Annotated in this window: 14 protein-coding genes; 5 read left to right on the top strand and 9 right to left on the bottom strand. The window is 72.5% G+C overall.

Going from position 1 to position 15,141, the window contains the following annotated elements:
- Nucleotides 1–22: 22 nt before the first annotated feature.
- Both ACTMTF_RS11975 and ACTMTF_RS11970 read left to right on the top strand, forming a co-directional pair.
- Nucleotides 23–895: an alpha/beta hydrolase gene (locus ACTMTF_RS11975; protein ID WP_441110669.1), complete on the top strand. Its 873-nt coding sequence runs from the start codon at nucleotides 23–25 to the stop codon at nucleotides 893–895.
- 73 nt (nucleotides 896–968) lie between these two features.
- On the top strand, nucleotides 969–1,889 hold the full coding sequence (locus ACTMTF_RS11970) for a serine hydrolase (RefSeq protein WP_441110668.1): 921 nt from the start codon (nucleotides 969–971) through the stop codon (nucleotides 1,887–1,889).
- A gap of 3 nt (nucleotides 1,890–1,892) precedes the next feature.
- Here ACTMTF_RS11970 and ACTMTF_RS11965 read toward each other — a convergent pair whose 3' ends face one another.
- Nucleotides 1,893–2,066, bottom strand: coding sequence for a hypothetical protein (locus tag ACTMTF_RS11965; protein ID WP_441110667.1), 174 nt, complete (start codon nucleotides 2,064–2,066; stop codon nucleotides 1,893–1,895).
- Between the two features lie 7 nt (nucleotides 2,067–2,073).
- Between ACTMTF_RS11965 and ACTMTF_RS11960 the strand changes: the two genes are divergently transcribed.
- Together ACTMTF_RS11960 and ACTMTF_RS11955 are read left to right on the top strand one after the other, a co-directional pair.
- Nucleotides 2,074–2,565, top strand: a complete 492-nt coding sequence (locus ACTMTF_RS11960; RefSeq protein ID WP_441110666.1) for a carbohydrate ABC transporter permease — start codon at nucleotides 2,074–2,076, stop codon at nucleotides 2,563–2,565.
- 41 nt (nucleotides 2,566–2,606) lie between these two features.
- Nucleotides 2,607–3,962, top strand: coding sequence for an ABC transporter substrate-binding protein (locus tag ACTMTF_RS11955; protein WP_441110665.1), 1,356 nt, complete (start codon nucleotides 2,607–2,609; stop codon nucleotides 3,960–3,962).
- 50 nt (nucleotides 3,963–4,012) lie between these two features.
- Here ACTMTF_RS11955 and ACTMTF_RS11950 read toward each other — a convergent pair whose 3' ends face one another.
- The 8 genes from ACTMTF_RS11950 to ACTMTF_RS11915 form a co-directional block, all read right to left on the bottom strand.
- Nucleotides 4,013–5,524 carry an MFS transporter gene (locus ACTMTF_RS11950; protein ID WP_441110664.1) on the bottom strand — a complete coding sequence of 504 codons (1,512 nt, stop codon included), beginning with the start codon at nucleotides 5,522–5,524 and terminating at the stop codon, nucleotides 4,013–4,015.
- A gap of 35 nt (nucleotides 5,525–5,559) precedes the next feature.
- Nucleotides 5,560–8,391, bottom strand: coding sequence for a BTAD domain-containing putative transcriptional regulator (locus ACTMTF_RS11945; RefSeq protein WP_441110663.1), 2,832 nt, complete (start codon nucleotides 8,389–8,391; stop codon nucleotides 5,560–5,562).
- Between the two features lie 7 nt (nucleotides 8,392–8,398).
- Nucleotides 8,399–9,151, bottom strand: coding sequence for an isocitrate lyase/PEP mutase family protein (locus ACTMTF_RS11940; protein WP_441110662.1), 753 nt, complete (start codon nucleotides 9,149–9,151; stop codon nucleotides 8,399–8,401).
- Nucleotides 9,148–9,981, bottom strand: a complete 834-nt coding sequence (locus ACTMTF_RS11935; protein WP_441110661.1) for a cytochrome P450 — start codon at nucleotides 9,979–9,981, stop codon at nucleotides 9,148–9,150. The genes ACTMTF_RS11940 and ACTMTF_RS11935 overlap by 4 nt, the downstream gene beginning before the upstream one ends.
- 85 nt (nucleotides 9,982–10,066) lie before the next feature.
- The gene (locus ACTMTF_RS11930) at nucleotides 10,067–10,726 is read right to left on the bottom strand and encodes a DUF998 domain-containing protein (protein WP_441110660.1); all 660 of its coding nucleotides are present in this window, start codon (nucleotides 10,724–10,726) and stop codon (nucleotides 10,067–10,069) included.
- The gene (locus tag ACTMTF_RS11925; protein WP_441110659.1) at nucleotides 10,723–11,922 is read right to left on the bottom strand and encodes a glycosyltransferase; all 1,200 of its coding nucleotides are present in this window, start codon (nucleotides 11,920–11,922) and stop codon (nucleotides 10,723–10,725) included. Before ACTMTF_RS11925 ends, ACTMTF_RS11930 begins: the two co-directional genes overlap by 4 nt.
- A gap of 83 nt (nucleotides 11,923–12,005) precedes the next feature.
- Nucleotides 12,006–12,809, bottom strand: coding sequence for a DMT family transporter (locus ACTMTF_RS11920; RefSeq protein ID WP_397009856.1), 804 nt, complete (start codon nucleotides 12,807–12,809; stop codon nucleotides 12,006–12,008).
- A gap of 37 nt (nucleotides 12,810–12,846) precedes the next feature.
- On the bottom strand, nucleotides 12,847–13,464 hold the full coding sequence (locus ACTMTF_RS11915) for a DedA family protein (protein WP_441110658.1): 618 nt from the start codon (nucleotides 13,462–13,464) through the stop codon (nucleotides 12,847–12,849).
- Between the two features lie 391 nt (nucleotides 13,465–13,855).
- Here ACTMTF_RS11915 and ACTMTF_RS11910 point away from each other — a divergent pair, with 391 nt between their 5' ends.
- On the top strand, nucleotides 13,856–14,986 hold the full coding sequence (locus ACTMTF_RS11910; RefSeq protein WP_441110657.1) for a sensor histidine kinase: 1,131 nt from the start codon (nucleotides 13,856–13,858) through the stop codon (nucleotides 14,984–14,986).
- The last annotated feature ends 155 nt before the right edge of the window (nucleotides 14,987–15,141 follow it).

The raw sequence follows: 15,141 nt of genomic DNA, 5'->3' as shown, positions 1-15,141 counted from the left end.
GCGTTTCGATCAGACTGTGGGCATGAGGACTGAGTTCGCCGTGGACGGCGTCACGCTGGTGGGAGAGCTCCGGGTGCCGGAGGGTGAAGGGGCGCGTCCCGCGCTGGTCCTCACCGGGCCGTTCACCGGGATACGCGATCAGGTCACCGGCCTGTACGCCGCGCGGCTGGCCGAGCACGGCTACGTCACGCTGGCCTTCGACCACCGCAACTGGGGCGAGTCCGGTGGGGAGCCGCGCTGCCACGAGGATCCGCAGGGCAAGCTGCACGACCTGCGGGCCGCGGTGTCGTTCCTGCGCGCCAGGCCCGAGGTCGACGGGGACCGGATCGGCGCGGTCGGCATCTGCCTGGGGGGCGGCTACGCGCTGAAGTTCGCCGCCTTCGACCCCCGGGTGAAGGCGTTCGCCGGCATCGCGGGGGCCTACAACAACCCGTACGGCATGCGGTCGGGCATGGACTACGAGGCGGCGCTGGGCTCGTTCACCGAGGTGCTGGAGCGGCAGGACCAGGGCGGGCCGGTCGAGTATCTGCCGGCCGTCGCCGAGGAGGGCGAGGCCGCCATGCCCGGCGACGAGCCGTACGCCTACTACGGCACGGACCGGTCGGTGTCGCCGCACTGGGCGAACCGGGTCACCAGGGCGAGCGTGCGTGAGCTGATCACGATGGACAACATGATGGGCGCCGACTTCCTCTCACCCAGGCCGGCGCTGATCGTGCACGGTGTGGTCGACCGGTTCTGCTCACCGGAGGGCGCCGAGGAGGCGTACAAGCGGCTGGACGAGCCGAAGCGGCTGGTGTGGCTGGACGCCAAGCGGCACATCGACCTGTACGACCGCGAGCCGTACGTCACGCAGGCGGTGGCCGCGACCGCAGAGTTCCTATCCCAGTACCTATAGGGACAGGTGTGTCCAATGCGACAAGTGGGCAAGGTGAGCATCAGACCCCCATAAAGACCATGGGGGGGCGCGGGTGCGTACGAGATGGTGGGCCGGGACGGCCCTGGTGATGCCGCTGTTTCTGTCGCCGGTCGGCTGCGCAGGTGCCGCGGCCCCGATCGCGCCCGCGGCGGCGAGCCTGACCACGGTGGTGGCGCGCTGCGTGCTGACGCTGCCCGACGCGGCGGCGGCCGCCGCGGCGCGGGCCAGGCTGACCCGTCAGGCGGACCGCTATCTGCGCGGCCGGCCGGGGCGGATCGTCTACAGCGCCCACGACCTGGTCAGCGGCGTGCGGCTCGGCCACGGGGCGCACGAGGACGGCCTGATCACGGCCAGCGGCGTCAAGGTCGACATCCTCATGGCGCGGCTGGCCCGCCGGGACCGGTTGAGCGAGAGCGAGCGGGACCTCGCCTCACGGATGATCCGCCGCAGCGACAACCTCGCCGCCGATGCGCTGTGGTGGCGGATCGGCGGGGGAACCGGGCTGAGCGCCTACTACCGCAGGATCGGGCTGGCGGAGACGATCCCGGGGCCGACCCGCTACTGGGGCGGCACCCGGACCAGCCCTGCCGACCGGATCCGGCTGCTCGAACTGCTGGTGGACGGCGGCGGCGGGCTGAGCGCCGCCGAGCGGGGACTGGTGCTCGGGCTGATGGGACACGTCCACCACGACCAGGGCTGGGGCGTCAGCGCCGCCGCCAGGACCGGCGACCGGGTGGCGCTCAAGAACGGCTGGGTGCCGCGCCCGTCCGCGCGCGGCACCTGGGCGGTGACCAGCTACGGCCGCGTCACTGGCCCCGGCAGGGACCTGCTGCTGTCGGTGCAGACAGATCTCCAGCCGGGTCACGGCCAGGGCATCCAGTCCATCGAGGGCCTGGCCAGGCTCATCGGCTCCCGCCTCGGCACGCTCACGCCGACGCGGACCGGCCCGTGCGCCGCCCACCCCGGCGTCTGACGATCAGCGGCTCACCCGCCTGAACACCACCAGGTCACTGCGGTAGTCCGCGCCGATCGGCTCCCAGGCGGCGGGCCTGATGCCGGCCGCCATCAGGGCCGAGCCGTGCCAGCGCGACCCGTGCGCGAGCCGGCCCGGCCTGCCCTCCCCGGCGTCGGTCTTCCTGCTCTTCCTCACCGCGCTCATGGTGCCGCCGATCTTCACCACGCTGCCGAACTTCATCCTGATCAAGGATCTCGGCCTGCTCAACACCTACCTCGGCATCGTGCTGCCCGGCCTGCTCATGACGCCGTTCGCGGTGTTCTTCCTGCGGCAGTTCTTCCTCGGCGTCAACTCCAGCCTGGAGGAGGCGGCGCGCATCGACGGCGCGGGCCGGGTGCGGATCTTCTTCCGGATCATCCTGCCGGTCAGTAAGGCGCCGATCGCCACCCTGGCCATCCTCACCTACATCACGAGCTGGAACGACTACTTCTGGCCGCTCCTGGTCGGCAAGGACGAGAGCGTGCGGGTGCTCACGGTCGCCCTGGGCATCTTCCGATCCCAGACCCCGCAGGGCAGCCCCGACTGGGCGGGCCTCATGGCGGCCACGCTCTTCGCGGCGCTGCCGATCATCATCCTCTTCACCATGCTCGGCCGCAGGGTCATCGACTCGATCGGCTACACAGGCGTCAAGTAAGCCGCCGCCCCACTGGTAACACATGCAAAGAAGGTTCTGTGATGCAGGGACACCTCCGCTCACTCGCCGCCGCCGCGACCGCGGCGCTGCTCCTCACCGGCTGCGGCGGCGGCGCCGCCGAAGGCGGCGATGCCGCCGCCGGCTCCACGACCATCGACTACTGGCTGTGGGACGTCGCCCAGCAGCCGCAGTACCAGGCCTGCGCCGACGCCTTCCAGAAGGCTAACCCGAACTACAAGGTCAAGATCACCCAGTACGGCTGGGACGACTACTGGAACACCCTGACGACCGCCTTCGTCTCCGGCACCGCCCCCGACGTGTTCGTCAGCCACCTGTCGCGCTACCCCGACTTCGCCGCCCAGGGCCAGATCATGCCGCTCGACGACCTGGTCGCCAAGGACAAGGTGGACCTCGCCCTCTACCAGGACGGCCTGGCGGACCTGTGGGTCACCAAGGACGGCAAGAGGTACGGCCTGCCGAAGGACTTCGACACGGTCGCCGTCATCTACAACACCGAGCTGCTCAAGGACGCGAACCTCAAGCCGGAGGACATGGAGAAGCTGGAGTGGAACCCGCGGGACGGCGGCAGCTACGAGAAGACCATCGCCCACCTCACCGTGGACAAGAACGGCAAGCGCGGTGACGAGCCCGGCTTCGACAAGTCGAAGGTGGCCGTCTACGGCCTCGGACTGGTGGGCAGCGGCGCGGGCTTCGGCCAGACCGAGTGGAGCATGTACGCGATGAGCAACGGCTGGCAGTACGCCGACCAGAACCCGTGGCCCAGCCGGTTCAACTACGCCGACCCGAAGTTCAAGGAGACCATCACGTGGTTCACCTCCCTGATCGACAAGGGCTACATGCCGAGCATGGCGATCGCCAGCGCGGGCGTGGGACAGATGGACGCCTACGGGGCCGGCAAGTACGCGATGGTCACCGAGGGTAGCTGGAACACCAAGTCGTACTGGAACCTCAAGGGCGTGAAGTCGGCTCTGGCCCCGACCCCCGTCGGCCCCACCGGCAAGCGGGCCAGCCTCTTCAACGGCCTGGCCGACAACATCTCGGCCTCCACCGACAACCCGGACGCCGCGTGGGCCTGGGTGAAGTTCCTCGGCTCGGCCGCCTGCCAGGAGGAGATCGTGGCGGACCAGGCCGTCATCTTCCCGGCGATCAAGAGCGCCCAGGCCAAGGCGGAGCAGGCGTTCGAGAAGGCGGGCATCGACGTCAAGCCCTTCACCATGCACGTCGAGGAGGGCACCACGCACCTGGCGCCCATCGCCGACCACTGGGCCGACATCACCGCCACGATGACGGAGACGATGGACGCGATCTTCTCCCGCAAGGCCGACGTCAACGCCCTGGACGGCGCGAACGAGCGGGTCAACGGCCTGTTCGGCTAGGCCCCCGCCCGGGTGGCGCGCGTCGTGCGCGGCGCGCGCCACCGAAGCCGCTAGGAATGCGCGCGGGTCAGCACCTCCTCCGGGATCACCTTGGGTACGCCGCGCAACCCGACCAGGGCGATCACCGCCACGACCGCCAGCATCGCGGCCGTGGCGAGCGAGGTGACGTGCACCGCCTCGACGAAGGCCGTCCGGGCGGCCCCGATGAGCTGCCCGGCCTGCTCGGCCGGCAGCGACTCGGCCGTGGTGAGCGCCCCCGCGATCGACTCCCTGGCCGCCTGCGCCGGGATGCCGGCGGGCACCTGAAGGGCGCCTCTGTAGGTGCTGTTCAGCAGGGTGCCCAGGATGGCGATGCCGAGCGCGCCGCCCAGCTCGAACGACGTCTCCGACACCGCGGCCGCCGCCCCCGCGCGCTGGGCGGGGACCGTGGCGAGCACGTTGTCGTTGTTCACGGTGAACGCCAGCCCGACGCCCATGCCGCCCACCAGCATGAACCCCACCATAACCAGATAGTTGGCCTCCAGGCCGAGCGTGCTGTAGTAGAGGAACGCGGCGGCGTTCATGGCGAGCCCGAGCGCCACGACCCCGTTCCTGCCCAGGGGGTTGATGAGTCTGGCGGCGAGGATCCCGCCGAGCGCGCCGCTCAGCCCGCCGGGCAGCCCGGCCAGCCCGGCCTGCAGCGGCGACCAGCCGAGCACGAGCTGGAAGTACCACGCGAAGATCAGCGACATGGTCATCATCGTGAAGATCGCCAGCAGGTTGGTGCCGATCGACGCGGAGAACGCCCGCCGCCGGAAGAGCCGCACGTCGATCAGCGGCTCGGCCAGCCGCGTCTGCCGCAGGCCGAACGCCACCAGGCAGGCGATCCCCAGCACCCCCGCGACCAGCACGTCGGCGTGCGCCAGACTCTGATGCGCCGCCTCCTTGATGGCGTAGATGACCGCGATGACGCCGGTGAAGGAGAGCGCCACACTCGGCAGGTCGATGCGGCCGGCGTCCGGGTTGCGCGACTCCGGCAGCACCATGATGCCGCCGACCAGCACGATCGCCATGATCGGCACGTTGATCAGGAACACCGACCCCCACCAGAAATGATCCAGCAGCAGCCCGCCGACCACCGGGCCCACGGCGAACCCGGCCGCGCTCATCCCGCTCCAGACGCCGATCGCGGCGGTCCGCTCACCCGGGTCGGTGAACACGTTGCGGATGATCGACAAGGTGGACGGCATGATCGTCGCACCGGCCACGCCGAGCAGCGCCCTGGCCGCGATGAGCAGCTCCGGGCTGGGCGCGTAGGCGGTGACCGCGGAGGCGGCGCCGAAGGCCACCGTGCCGATGAGCAGCAGCCGCTTGCGCCCGATGCGGTCACCGAGGTTGCCCATGGTGATGAGCAGGCCGGCCAGCGCGAAGCCGTAGATGTCGCCGATCCACAGGAGCTCGGTGGAGCTCGCGCCGAGGTCGGCCACCAGCCTCGGCAGCGCGAGGTGCAGCACCGTGAGGTCCAGCGAGAGCAGGAGGGTGGCCAGGCACGCGATGGTGAGCGTGGCCCATTTCTTCGTCATGCCGCCCACGATCGAGGCCGGCGCTGACCGATCTCCTACCGCCCGCTGACCGTCAGCCGGGCCAGCCCCGCCTTGATGCGGGCGGTGAGCTCCTCGGTGCTGTACCACTGGTCGGGGCACTCGGCCAGCGCCCGCTCCAACTGGCGGCGCGCCTCACCCAGGTCATCCCGGGCCAGCGCCACCTCGCCCAGCCCGCAGTAGGCCCTGGCGAGGGTGTCGGCCGAGCCGATCCGGCGGGACAGCTGGACCGCGAGGCGGTAGTCCTCCTCCGCGTCGGCCAGGTCTCCGGTGCGGGCGACGGCGTCGGCCCGGCGGCACAGGCTCTCCGAGATGTCGGCCATCGCGCCCAGCTCGCGCGACAGCTTCAGCGCCTCGTCGGCCATCGCGTAGGAGTACGCGTAGTCGCCCTGCTCGAAGGCGAGGTCGCCGAGCCCCGACAGGACGAGCATGCACCCCCAGCGCTCGCCCAGGCGTCGGAAAGCCGCCAGCGCCAGCTCGAACTCAACCTTCGCCTCCTCCACCCTCCCCTCGATCTGCAGGACGAACGCCGTGCCGCAGTGGGTGAGCGCTCTCGGCCAGGGCGGCAGCATGTCGATGATCTCGTGCTGGCGGTACGGCACCGTGTAAGAGGGTGGTGGGCCGGTGAACGACGGCAGGAGCATCGTCAGGAACTCCAGCCGCGTCGGCAGATACTCCTCGGGCAGCAGGTCGCGCAGCGAGCGCAGCTGAGCGGAGTGCTCCGCGCCGATGTTGCCGGCCCATGCGGCGACGAGCAGGCACATCATGTATTCCTCGTCCAGGCCGGCCGGCACCTGGTCGCCGACGCGCGTGAGCAGGTCGGCGGCCAGGTGGGCGCTGGCGGCGCGATGGCCGCGCATCCACCAGTAGTAGGCGGCGAGCGCGACCAGCCGTAAGGCCAGCTCACTCGGACCCGACTCGGTGGCCCAGCGCACGGCCGCGGTGAGGTCGTCGCTCTCCTCGTCCAGGCGGGCCAGCCAGTCGAGCTGCTCGGCGCCGCGCAGGTGCGGGTCGGCGGTGCTCACCAGGTCCAGGTAGTAGGCGGCGTGCGCGTGGTGGATCGCCTCCGCCTCGCCGGCCTCCTCCAGCCGCTCGGCGCAGAACGCGCGAATCGTCCGCAACATCCGATAGCGGCCGTCGACGACCTCGACCAGCGACTTCTCCGCCAGCGAGAACAGCACGTCCTCGGGCAGCCCGCACACCCGTTCGGCCGCCTGCGCGGTCGCCCCGCCCGCGAACACCGTCAGCCGCCGGGCCAGCGCCTGCTCGCCGTCGTCCAGCAGGTCCCAGCTCCACGCGACCACCGCGCGCAACGTCTGGTGCCTGGGCAACGCCGTACGGCTGCCGCGCGTCAGCAGCCTGAACCGGTCGTCCAGCCGGGCCGCCACGTCCGGCAGCGACAGCGTGCGCAGCCTGGCCGCCGCCAGCTCGATGGCCAGCGGCAGCCCGTCGAGCGCCCGGCAGATCTGGATCACCTGCGCCGCGTTCTCCTCGGTGACCTCGAACGCCTGTCGCACCGCGGCGGCCCGGTCGGCGAACAGCCGGGCGGCGGGGTAGGCGAGCGGGTCGGCGGCGTCCGGCGGCGGCAACGCCAACGGTGAGACGGGCAGGATGCACTCGCCGGTGATGCCGAGCGCCTCGCGGCTGGTCGCCAGCACGCGCAGGGCGGGGCAGGCGGCCAGCAGCGTGTCGGCCAGGGCCGCCGTCGCCTCGATCAGGTGCTCGCAGTTGTCCAGCACCAGCAGCAGCCTGCGGTCGGCGAGCGCCGTCGCCAGGCGGGCCGTCGGCTCGACGACCGGCAGGTCACGGGCGTTCGTACGATCGCGGATGTCGAGCGCGGCCAGCACGGCCAGTGGCACGTCCGGCCCGTCGGTCACCGGCGCGAGCTGCACGACGCACACGTCACCCCCGGTCCGGGCGGCGGCCTCGACGGCCAGCCGGGTCTTCCCGGCGCCACCTGGGCCGATCAGCGTGACCAGCCTGGTCGCCTCCAGCTCGGTGCTCACCTGACGCAGCTCCTCCGCCCTGCCGACGAAGCTGGTGAGCTGGGCGCGGATGCCCTGCCTGACCGCCTGCGCGCCCGGCACACCCGCGCCCGGCACGCTCGTGGCCGGGACGCCCAGGGCCGGATCGGATCGCAGCACCGCGAGGCGGGTGGCGGACAGCTCCGCGCCCGGCTCGATGCCGAGCTCCTCGTCCAGGATGCGCCGCCCCTCGTCGAAGGCCGCCAGCGCCTCGGCCTGGCGGCCGCTGCCGTACAGGGCGCGCATGAGCTGGGCGCGCGGCCGCTCGCGCAGCGGGTGGGCGGCGGTGAGCTGGCTCAGCTCGGCCACCAGCTCACGGTGGCGGCCCAGCTCCAGCTCGGCCTGGACCCGGTCCTCGGTGGCGGCCAGCCGCAGCTCCTCCAGCCGGGCGGCGGCCGCCTCCGCGTGCGGGGCGTCGGCCAGCGGCACGCCTCGCCACAGCTCCAGCCCCTCACGCAGCAGCGCCGCAGCGCGCCGGGGATCGCCGCCGGTCAACGCCTGCCGGCCCGCTGCGGCCAGCCGCTCGAAGCGGTGCGCGTCCACGTCGAGCGGGTCGGCCACCAGCCGGTAACCCGCTGGATGGAACTCCACCCGGTCACGCCCCAGCGCCCTGCGCAGCCGGGACACCTGCGACTGCAGCGCGTTGGCCACGCCGTCAGGAGGCCGCGTCCCGTACAGGACGTCGACGAGCCGGTCCGAGCCGACGATCCGGTCCGCCTCCAGGGCCAGCAGCGCCAGCAGCGCGCGCACCCGTGGACCGCCGAGCGCCACCGGCGCTCCGCTGTCGTCGCGCACTTCGGTCGGCCCGAGGATGTCGAAGCGCATGCTCCGATTATTGTGCTTCGGGCAGCATGGCGGTGATGTCCGCGTAGGTGGGCAGTGCGGGCTCAGGTTCTCCCTGTACGGCCCGCAGCTCGGCCAGGGCGCCCCGCAGGCTCGCCCGGTAGAGCAGCGACCCGGTGCTCACCCTCGCCACGCCTGCCCCCGCGAGCTCGGCCAGGCTCGGCCCGCCCGGCTGGTAGAGCACGTTCACCGGCAGCGGCGTGCTCTCCACCAGCCGCGCGATCTCGCCCAGCTCGCTGAGTCCGGGCACGAAGACGCCGTCCGCGTGCCCGTAGGCGCGCACCCGTTCCAGGGTGTCGCCGGTTCCCAGCCAGCGGGTGTCGGTCCTGGCGTTCACGAACACGCCGTGTCCCTTGGCCGCCTCGATGATCGCCTGATGGGTCTCGATCGGGCGCAGTGTGCCGTCGGCCCGGCCGTCCTCCAGGTTGACGCCCACGACGCCGAGCCCGGCCAGCGTCGCGACGAGCTCCGCCACCTGCGCGGGATCGTCGCTGAAGCCGCCTTCGACGTCCACGCTCACCAGCACGCCGAGGTCCTTGACCGTCCTGGCCAGGGCCACCGTCTCGGCCTTGGTGGCGCCGCCCGCGTCGGGCTTGCCGTGCACGGCGGACACGCCCAGGCTGGTGGTGCCGATGGCGGCGAACCCCTGCCGGGCGAGCAGCGCCGCCGAGCCGTAGTCCCAGGCGTTGGGCAGCAGCAGGGGGTCGCCCGGCCGGTGCAGCTCACGGAACCTCGCGCTCATCCGTGCCCCTTACCCAGCAGCGCCTCCAGCACGCCCGCCGCCAGGGCGAGCCCGTGCCGGGAGGCGGGGCAGGGCCGCAGGCCCGCGCCGAACGTCAGGTGCGGCGTCTCACCCCGCGAGGCGTCGAACCGGCCGGGATCCGCGAACACGTCAGGATCGCGGTTCACCGCCACCAGATCGATCACCATCTCCGCGCCGGTCCGCCGATCGACCCTCCGCGTCGCCTGCAACGGCGGATCAAGCCGAAGCACCTCACCCAGCAACCCGTCCACCTGTCCGCCGGGGTCCGTGCGGGGGAACGTGGCTGCGCGGGTCCGCGCGTGTCCGAGCGCGGCGTCGATGAGGCCCTCGGTGGCGGCGTGGGCCTGGAGGAGCAGGGAGATCCGGGCGATGCTTTCGGGGCTTTCGGGGCTCTCGGGGGTGGTGCCGCCGGCCAGCCGGATCAGGTCGGTGACCGCGGCGTCCGCCTCGGGGCTCTCCACGCCGGACAGGTAACCCGTCGCGGCGGTCCGTACGGCCTTCGTCAGGCGGCCGGTGTCGTCGAAGCCGAGAGCGGCGCCGAGCACCGCGGTGGGAACGCCCCGCCAGTCGCCCCCGCGTTCGAGCGTCAGCTCTCCGGCCGCCGATCGCAGCGCGCCCGCGTCGAGCGTCGCCAGAATGGCGGTCAGCACCCGCCGCCGCTCAGCGTGGACCTCCCCATGACTGAACCGCGACACCCGCGAGCGCAGCCAGGCGAGCGTTCCGGGCTCGCCGTCCTGCCGCACCGGCGGCGGGACGTAACGGGGGTCCGCGAGCAGCGCGCGGGCTTCGGCATGACGGGTGATGAGCATGGGCTCACGCTAGAACGACATCCTTTCGGCGGGCGGCGAAGCATGCCCGCGCGGCGGCCGGCCAGCACCGGGGCAGCCCCGCGCCTCAGGCGGCCAGCCGTTCGTCGCGTGCCGCCGGGGCGGCGCCAGTCACCGGTGGGGCCATGACGGTCCGGCGGATCATGAAGGCCACCGCCATGGCGGCGACCAGCACGACCTCGGTCAGCACCAGACCCCGCTGCAGCAGCCCGTAGTAGGCCTCGCCGCCGATCCACGGCGAGGTGAAGGAGGCCGGGTGTGCCGCCAGGTAGACGGCCAGCGCCACCGCGGAGGTCACGCTCAGCGCCTTGACGGCGGTCCAGCGCGGCAGCGCCGCACGCCCGCGCGCCAGCCCCCACGCCGCGACGGGCAGCGTGGTGAAGACGACCGCCCCCGCCCAGCGGTGAATCTCCCCGGACGCCGACTTGATCACCGTGGCGTCGGTCGGGAACAGCGCGCACAACATCAGGCCGCCGGCCGCGGCCAGCAGCAGCACCCTGGTGGCCGCGGTGCGCCCCGGCTCCCCGGTCGCGAGACCGTACGCCAGCGACAGGCAGGCCGACGCCAGGGCGAGCATGCCGATGACCACCGGCAGCAGCCCGCCGGAGACCAGCGCGTAGTCGCTGAGCAGCGGCCGGTCGGGCAGCATGAACTCGGCGTAGCCGAACGCCAGCAGGGCGACCAGCGTGCCCGCCACGGTCACGGTGCCGGCCGTCTTCTCGCTCATCGTGCCACCTCATCGTAGATCTGCTCGAAACGGGCGAGGGAGGTCTGGTGGTCGTGGGTGAGGGCGAGCTCACGGCTGGCCCGGCCGAAGCGCTCGCGCAGCGCGTCGTCGGCGAGGATGCGCGTCAGGTGCCCGGCCAGCGCCGTCACGTCTCCAGGCTGGAACAGGTAGCCGTTGCCGTCGACCAGGTGCGGCAGCGCCATGGCGTCGGCGGCGACCACGGGCAGCCCGCTGGCCATCGCCTCCAGCGTCGCGATGCTCTGCAACTCGGCGACCCCCGGCATGGCGAACACGTCGGCGGCGGCGAACGCCTGCGGCATGCTCTCGTCGGGCACGAACCCGAGGAAGAACGTCCGCTCGCCCACCCCGATCCGCCTGGCCAGCCTCTCCAGCTCGCCGCGCTGGTTGCCCTTGCCGACGAACGCCACCTGCGCGTCGGTCTCGTTGAGCACGTACGGCAGCGCCCGCACGATCTCGTCGAGCCGCTTCTCCTCGTCCAGGCGGCCGACGAACAGCACGGTGGGCCGGTCGGGCAGCTCGAACCGCTTGCGGGCCCAGGCCTTCGGCTCGGCGTGCGGGTGGAACCGGGTCAGGTCGATGCCGCAGGAGACCGGCTCCACGTCGTAGTCGAAGCCCTGGGCGGTGAGCAGGCCGGCGGCCAGCGGGGTCGGCGTGGTGATGTGGTCGGCCTTGCCGAAGATCCGGCCGAAGTCGCGCCAGGCCAGCCGGCCCGCCTTCTCCCGCAGCTTGGCCGGGATGTGGGCGAACTGGAAGAGGTTGTCGGGCATGAAGTGGTTGGTGGCCACGATCGGCACGCCGCGGCGGCGGGCGGCGGCGATGGCGGACCTGCCGACCACGAAGTGGCCCTGGGTGTGCAGCACGTCCGGCTCGATGGCCTCCACGAGCCGGTCCAGCCGGGTGGGGACGGTGACGCGCATGGTCGGGTGGACCAATAGCGGCGCCGAGCGCAGCCGGTGCACGATGACGCCGTCGACCACGTCGGAGCTGGCCGGGCCGAGCTCCGACTGGCAGACCACGTGCACCTCGTTGCCGCGTTCGGCCAGGCCGGTGGCCAGCCTGTGGGTGAAGTAGGCGGCGCCGTTCACGTCGGGAGGATAGGTGTCGCTGGAGATCAGGACCCGCCGGGGACGAGTGGGGGCGGGGGCGAGTGCGGTCGTTGCTTCGATGGTGCGCATGGGCATGGCCATGATGGGTGACTCCGTTTTCGAGATATGAACCCCGGCTGGGGAAGGCCGGAGCGGTGAGATCAAGGTGAAGATCAGTGCCGCGCCTCCAGCGGGCTGGTGCGCGCCAGGGCGAAGGTGCCCGCCGCGGTGATCGCCGCCGCCGCGATCGGCAGCACGCCGGTGGGCAGCGGCTCACCGAGTAGCAGGGCGCCGAAGGCCACCGCGGTGAGCGGGTCGGCGATCTGCAGGGAGGCGAAGGAGACGCCGAAGTGGCCGACGGCGTAGGCGCGCTGCAGCATCATCAGGGCCAGCAGCGCCGGAACGGGCAGCGCCAGGAGGTACCACCAGTTCCAGCCGCCGTCCACCAGCACCCGGACCAGCGTGGCGGTGGCGCCGTACAGCACTCCCGAGCTGGTGGCCAGCAGGGCGGCGCGGCCGGCCGGGGAGGCCGCCTTCGAGCCCGCCCACAGCAGGACCGCCGCGACGCCGGCCACGCCGAGCAGGGTGAACAGCCCCTGCGTGGTCAGCTGCGTGGGGCCCGCCGACTCCGGGACCAGCAGCACCAGACCGATCAGCCCGGCCGCGACCACGCCCGCCGCGGCCAGCTCGTTGCGAGCGGGCTTGCGGCCGTGCAGCGTGGCGGCGATCGGCAGCGCGAACAGCAGGCTGGCCACGCCCATCGGCTGCACGACGGTCAGCGGGCCGAGGCCGAGCGCCACGATGTGCAGGCCGCCTCCCACCAGAATGGACAGTCCGCCGAACAGCCAGCGCGGCCTGCGCAACAGCGCCAGCAGACCGGGCTTGGCCGTACCGAACGCCTCGAACTGCTGCAGAGCGGCGCCGAGCGCGAAGAACAGCGATCCGATGAGGGCGATAGCAGCGGCCAGCACAGTCATGCCGACTCCTTTCAATCTGGATGGTCACCGGGCAGGGTCAAACGGACGTGTCCACCGGGAGGCGCTGGGGAGAAGCCTTGGTGGCGCGTCGCTTCCTGGCCCACCGGACCACCTCGACGATCGCGGTGATGCTCAGCGCGATGCCGAGTCCGAGCAGCAGGCCCTTGATCGGGTCCTGCTCGAACGCCATCCCGCCGAAGAAGCCGATCAGCCCGGAGTAGACGCCCCAGGAGACGGCGGCGATCGCGTCGAAGAAGGTGAACGAGCGCAGCGGGTAGCGGACGGCGCCCATGGTGAGCGTGGTCGCGGTCCGGCCGCCGGGAATGTAGCGGGCCACGACCAGGACCAGCCCGCCGCGCTCGGCGAGCGTGTCACGCGCCCACACGAACGCCTTGCGCTGCCGGATCCTGCCACCGGCCTTGCGCCCGAGCGCGTAGGAGATGTGGTCACCGGCGAAGGCGCCCAGGGCGGCCACCACGATCACCAGGGCGAGGTTCGTCTGCCCGGTCGCCGCGAACACCCCGGCGGTGATCACCGAGGTCTCCGCCGGCACGACAGGGAAGAACCCGTCGAGCAGCGCCAGCCCGAACAGCGCCAGATACAGCCATGGCGACGACATCACCTGCTGGAGTAACTCCAGGACAGCGTGCGACATCAGCGTGTACTCCGATCGTTGGGGCGCCTACTCAGCCTGGCGGTGAGGAGGGCCATGAGACATCGGGGATCTCCCCGATCGAACGAGGACCTGTCCCTTAGCGGGGGCAGGGGTCGTACGGTCCCAAGCCTCAATCCCCGCAGGTCATGGCACATCGGTCGATCGGTAGGCGCCACCCCCGACTTTCGTCAGGGGCGGCTGCGCGGCCCCCGGTGACACTCTTCGATCCAACCGGTCGCGGCGCCTTGGCACAGCAGTGCGGGTATCCGCCTTTGGGGTAGGGCCAGCCCCACCTCGGCGGTGACACGGTCACCACCCTTCCTTTCGTCAGGGCCGGCGGTGGACGATCGGCCGTGCCGGGACGCGGGCGGGGGCCTATACCGTCGTCGACGTGAGACTTCCGCGCCGAGCGAGCCGTCGCCAGGTGGCCCAGGACGTGCTGCTGTGGTGCCTGCTGTCCATCGCGGTGTCGGCCATGGGCCCCGATCCGTTCGAGCAGCCGATGGCCTTCGCGGGGATCACCGTGCCGCGCGTCGCGCTGGCCGGGCTGGCCGTGCTGGCCGGCCGGGCGTGGCCGCTCGCGGCGGTGGCGCTGCTGCTGCCGCTCGGCCCGTGGGACTTCACCGTGGGCCTCGCCACCTCGGACCTGACCTGGATCGCACCGTCCGGCGGCTACGTGAAGATCTTCCCGTTCGTCGCGACCTCGCCGTTCGTCATCTGGTACGCCTACCTCACCGGCCGGCGGCTGCCCCGGTTCCTGCCCGCCCTGGCGCTGGCCTCCGTGCTCTCCGCCGTCGGCGTGGGCCTGGTGCTGTCGCAGGGCGGCACGGTCGGCCTGTGGACCACCATGACCACCGGCCTGCTGGGCACGTACGCGGTGCCGTACCTTCTCGGCCTGCTCCGCGGCAGGCTGCTGCAGCAGCGGGAGCAGGCGAGGTCGTCGGCCGAGGCGCAGGCGAGGCTGCGCGAGCGGGCCAGGATCGCCCGGGACATGCACGACTCGCTCGGCCACGACCTGGCCCTCATCGCGGTCCGGGCCGCCGGGCTGGAGATGGCGCCCAGCCTGGATCCCGCTCAGGTCAGGGCGGCGGGCGAGCTGCGGCTGGCCGCGGCGGACGCCACCGAGCGGCTGCACCAGATCATCGGCGTGCTCCGCGACGAGGCCGAGGCGGCGCCGCTGTCCCCGGCGCGCGAGGACGTGGCCGCGCTGGTCGGCCGGGCCCGCGCCTCCGGCATGACGATCGCCCTGCGCCTGGCCGAGCCGGTGCCCGCCCTGGCGCACGCCGTGGTCCAGGAAGGGCTCACCAACGCGGCCAAGCACGCGCCGGGCGCCGAGGTCACGGTCACCGTCGCGCCGGGCCGCGTCGTCGTCGCCAACGGCCCGGCCACCCGCCCCCGGTCGGCGGTCGGGTCCGGCGGTCTCGGGCTGGCGGGCCTGCGCGAGCGGGTACGGCGCGAAGGCGGCACGCTGGCGGCGGCTCCCACGGCGGACGGGTTCGAGCTGGCCGTCGACCTGCCCTGACGTCTCCCCCTGGTGGGGGAGGCGGATCCCCTCGGCGCGGGAGGCCGGGCGACGCCGCTCGGAGCAGGCTCGGAGCATGGACGAGAAGAAGGCCGGAATCGGCCGGATCACCGCGGCGATCGTGGCCATCGCCGCCATGCTGCCCTACCTCACGC

This window comes from Nonomuraea sp. ZG12, from assembly GCF_052068115.1.
In the GTDB taxonomy this organism is placed as follows: Bacteria; Actinomycetota; Actinomycetes; order Streptosporangiales; family Streptosporangiaceae; genus Nonomuraea.
This window is presented reverse-complemented; position numbering and strand designations above follow the sequence as displayed.

Coding starts and splice junctions, on each gene's coding strand:
- ACTMTF_RS11935 (WP_441110661.1), bottom strand. CDS start 9,981: ATGCTCATCACCCGTCATGCCGAAGCCCGCGCGCTGCTCGCGGACCCC.
- ACTMTF_RS11975 (WP_441110669.1), top strand. CDS start 23: ATGAGGACTGAGTTCGCCGTGGACGGCGTCACGCTGGTGGGAGAGCTC.
- ACTMTF_RS11945 (WP_441110663.1), bottom strand. CDS start 8,391: ATGCGCTTCGACATCCTCGGGCCGACCGAAGTGCGCGACGACAGCGGA.
- ACTMTF_RS11955 (WP_441110665.1), top strand. CDS start 2,607: ATGCAGGGACACCTCCGCTCACTCGCCGCCGCCGCGACCGCGGCGCTG.
- ACTMTF_RS11920 (WP_397009856.1), bottom strand. CDS start 12,809: ATGACTGTGCTGGCCGCTGCTATCGCCCTCATCGGATCGCTGTTCTTC.
- ACTMTF_RS11925 (WP_441110659.1), bottom strand. CDS start 11,922: ATGCGCACCATCGAAGCAACGACCGCACTCGCCCCCGCCCCCACTCGT.
- ACTMTF_RS11930 (WP_441110660.1), bottom strand. CDS start 10,726: ATGAGCGAGAAGACGGCCGGCACCGTGACCGTGGCGGGCACGCTGGTC.
- ACTMTF_RS11940 (WP_441110662.1), bottom strand. CDS start 9,151: ATGAGCGCGAGGTTCCGTGAGCTGCACCGGCCGGGCGACCCCCTGCTG.
- ACTMTF_RS11960 (WP_441110666.1), top strand. CDS start 2,074: ATGGTGCCGCCGATCTTCACCACGCTGCCGAACTTCATCCTGATCAAG.
- ACTMTF_RS11915 (WP_441110658.1), bottom strand. CDS start 13,464: ATGTCGCACGCTGTCCTGGAGTTACTCCAGCAGGTGATGTCGTCGCCA.
- ACTMTF_RS11950 (WP_441110664.1), bottom strand. CDS start 5,524: ATGACGAAGAAATGGGCCACGCTCACCATCGCGTGCCTGGCCACCCTC.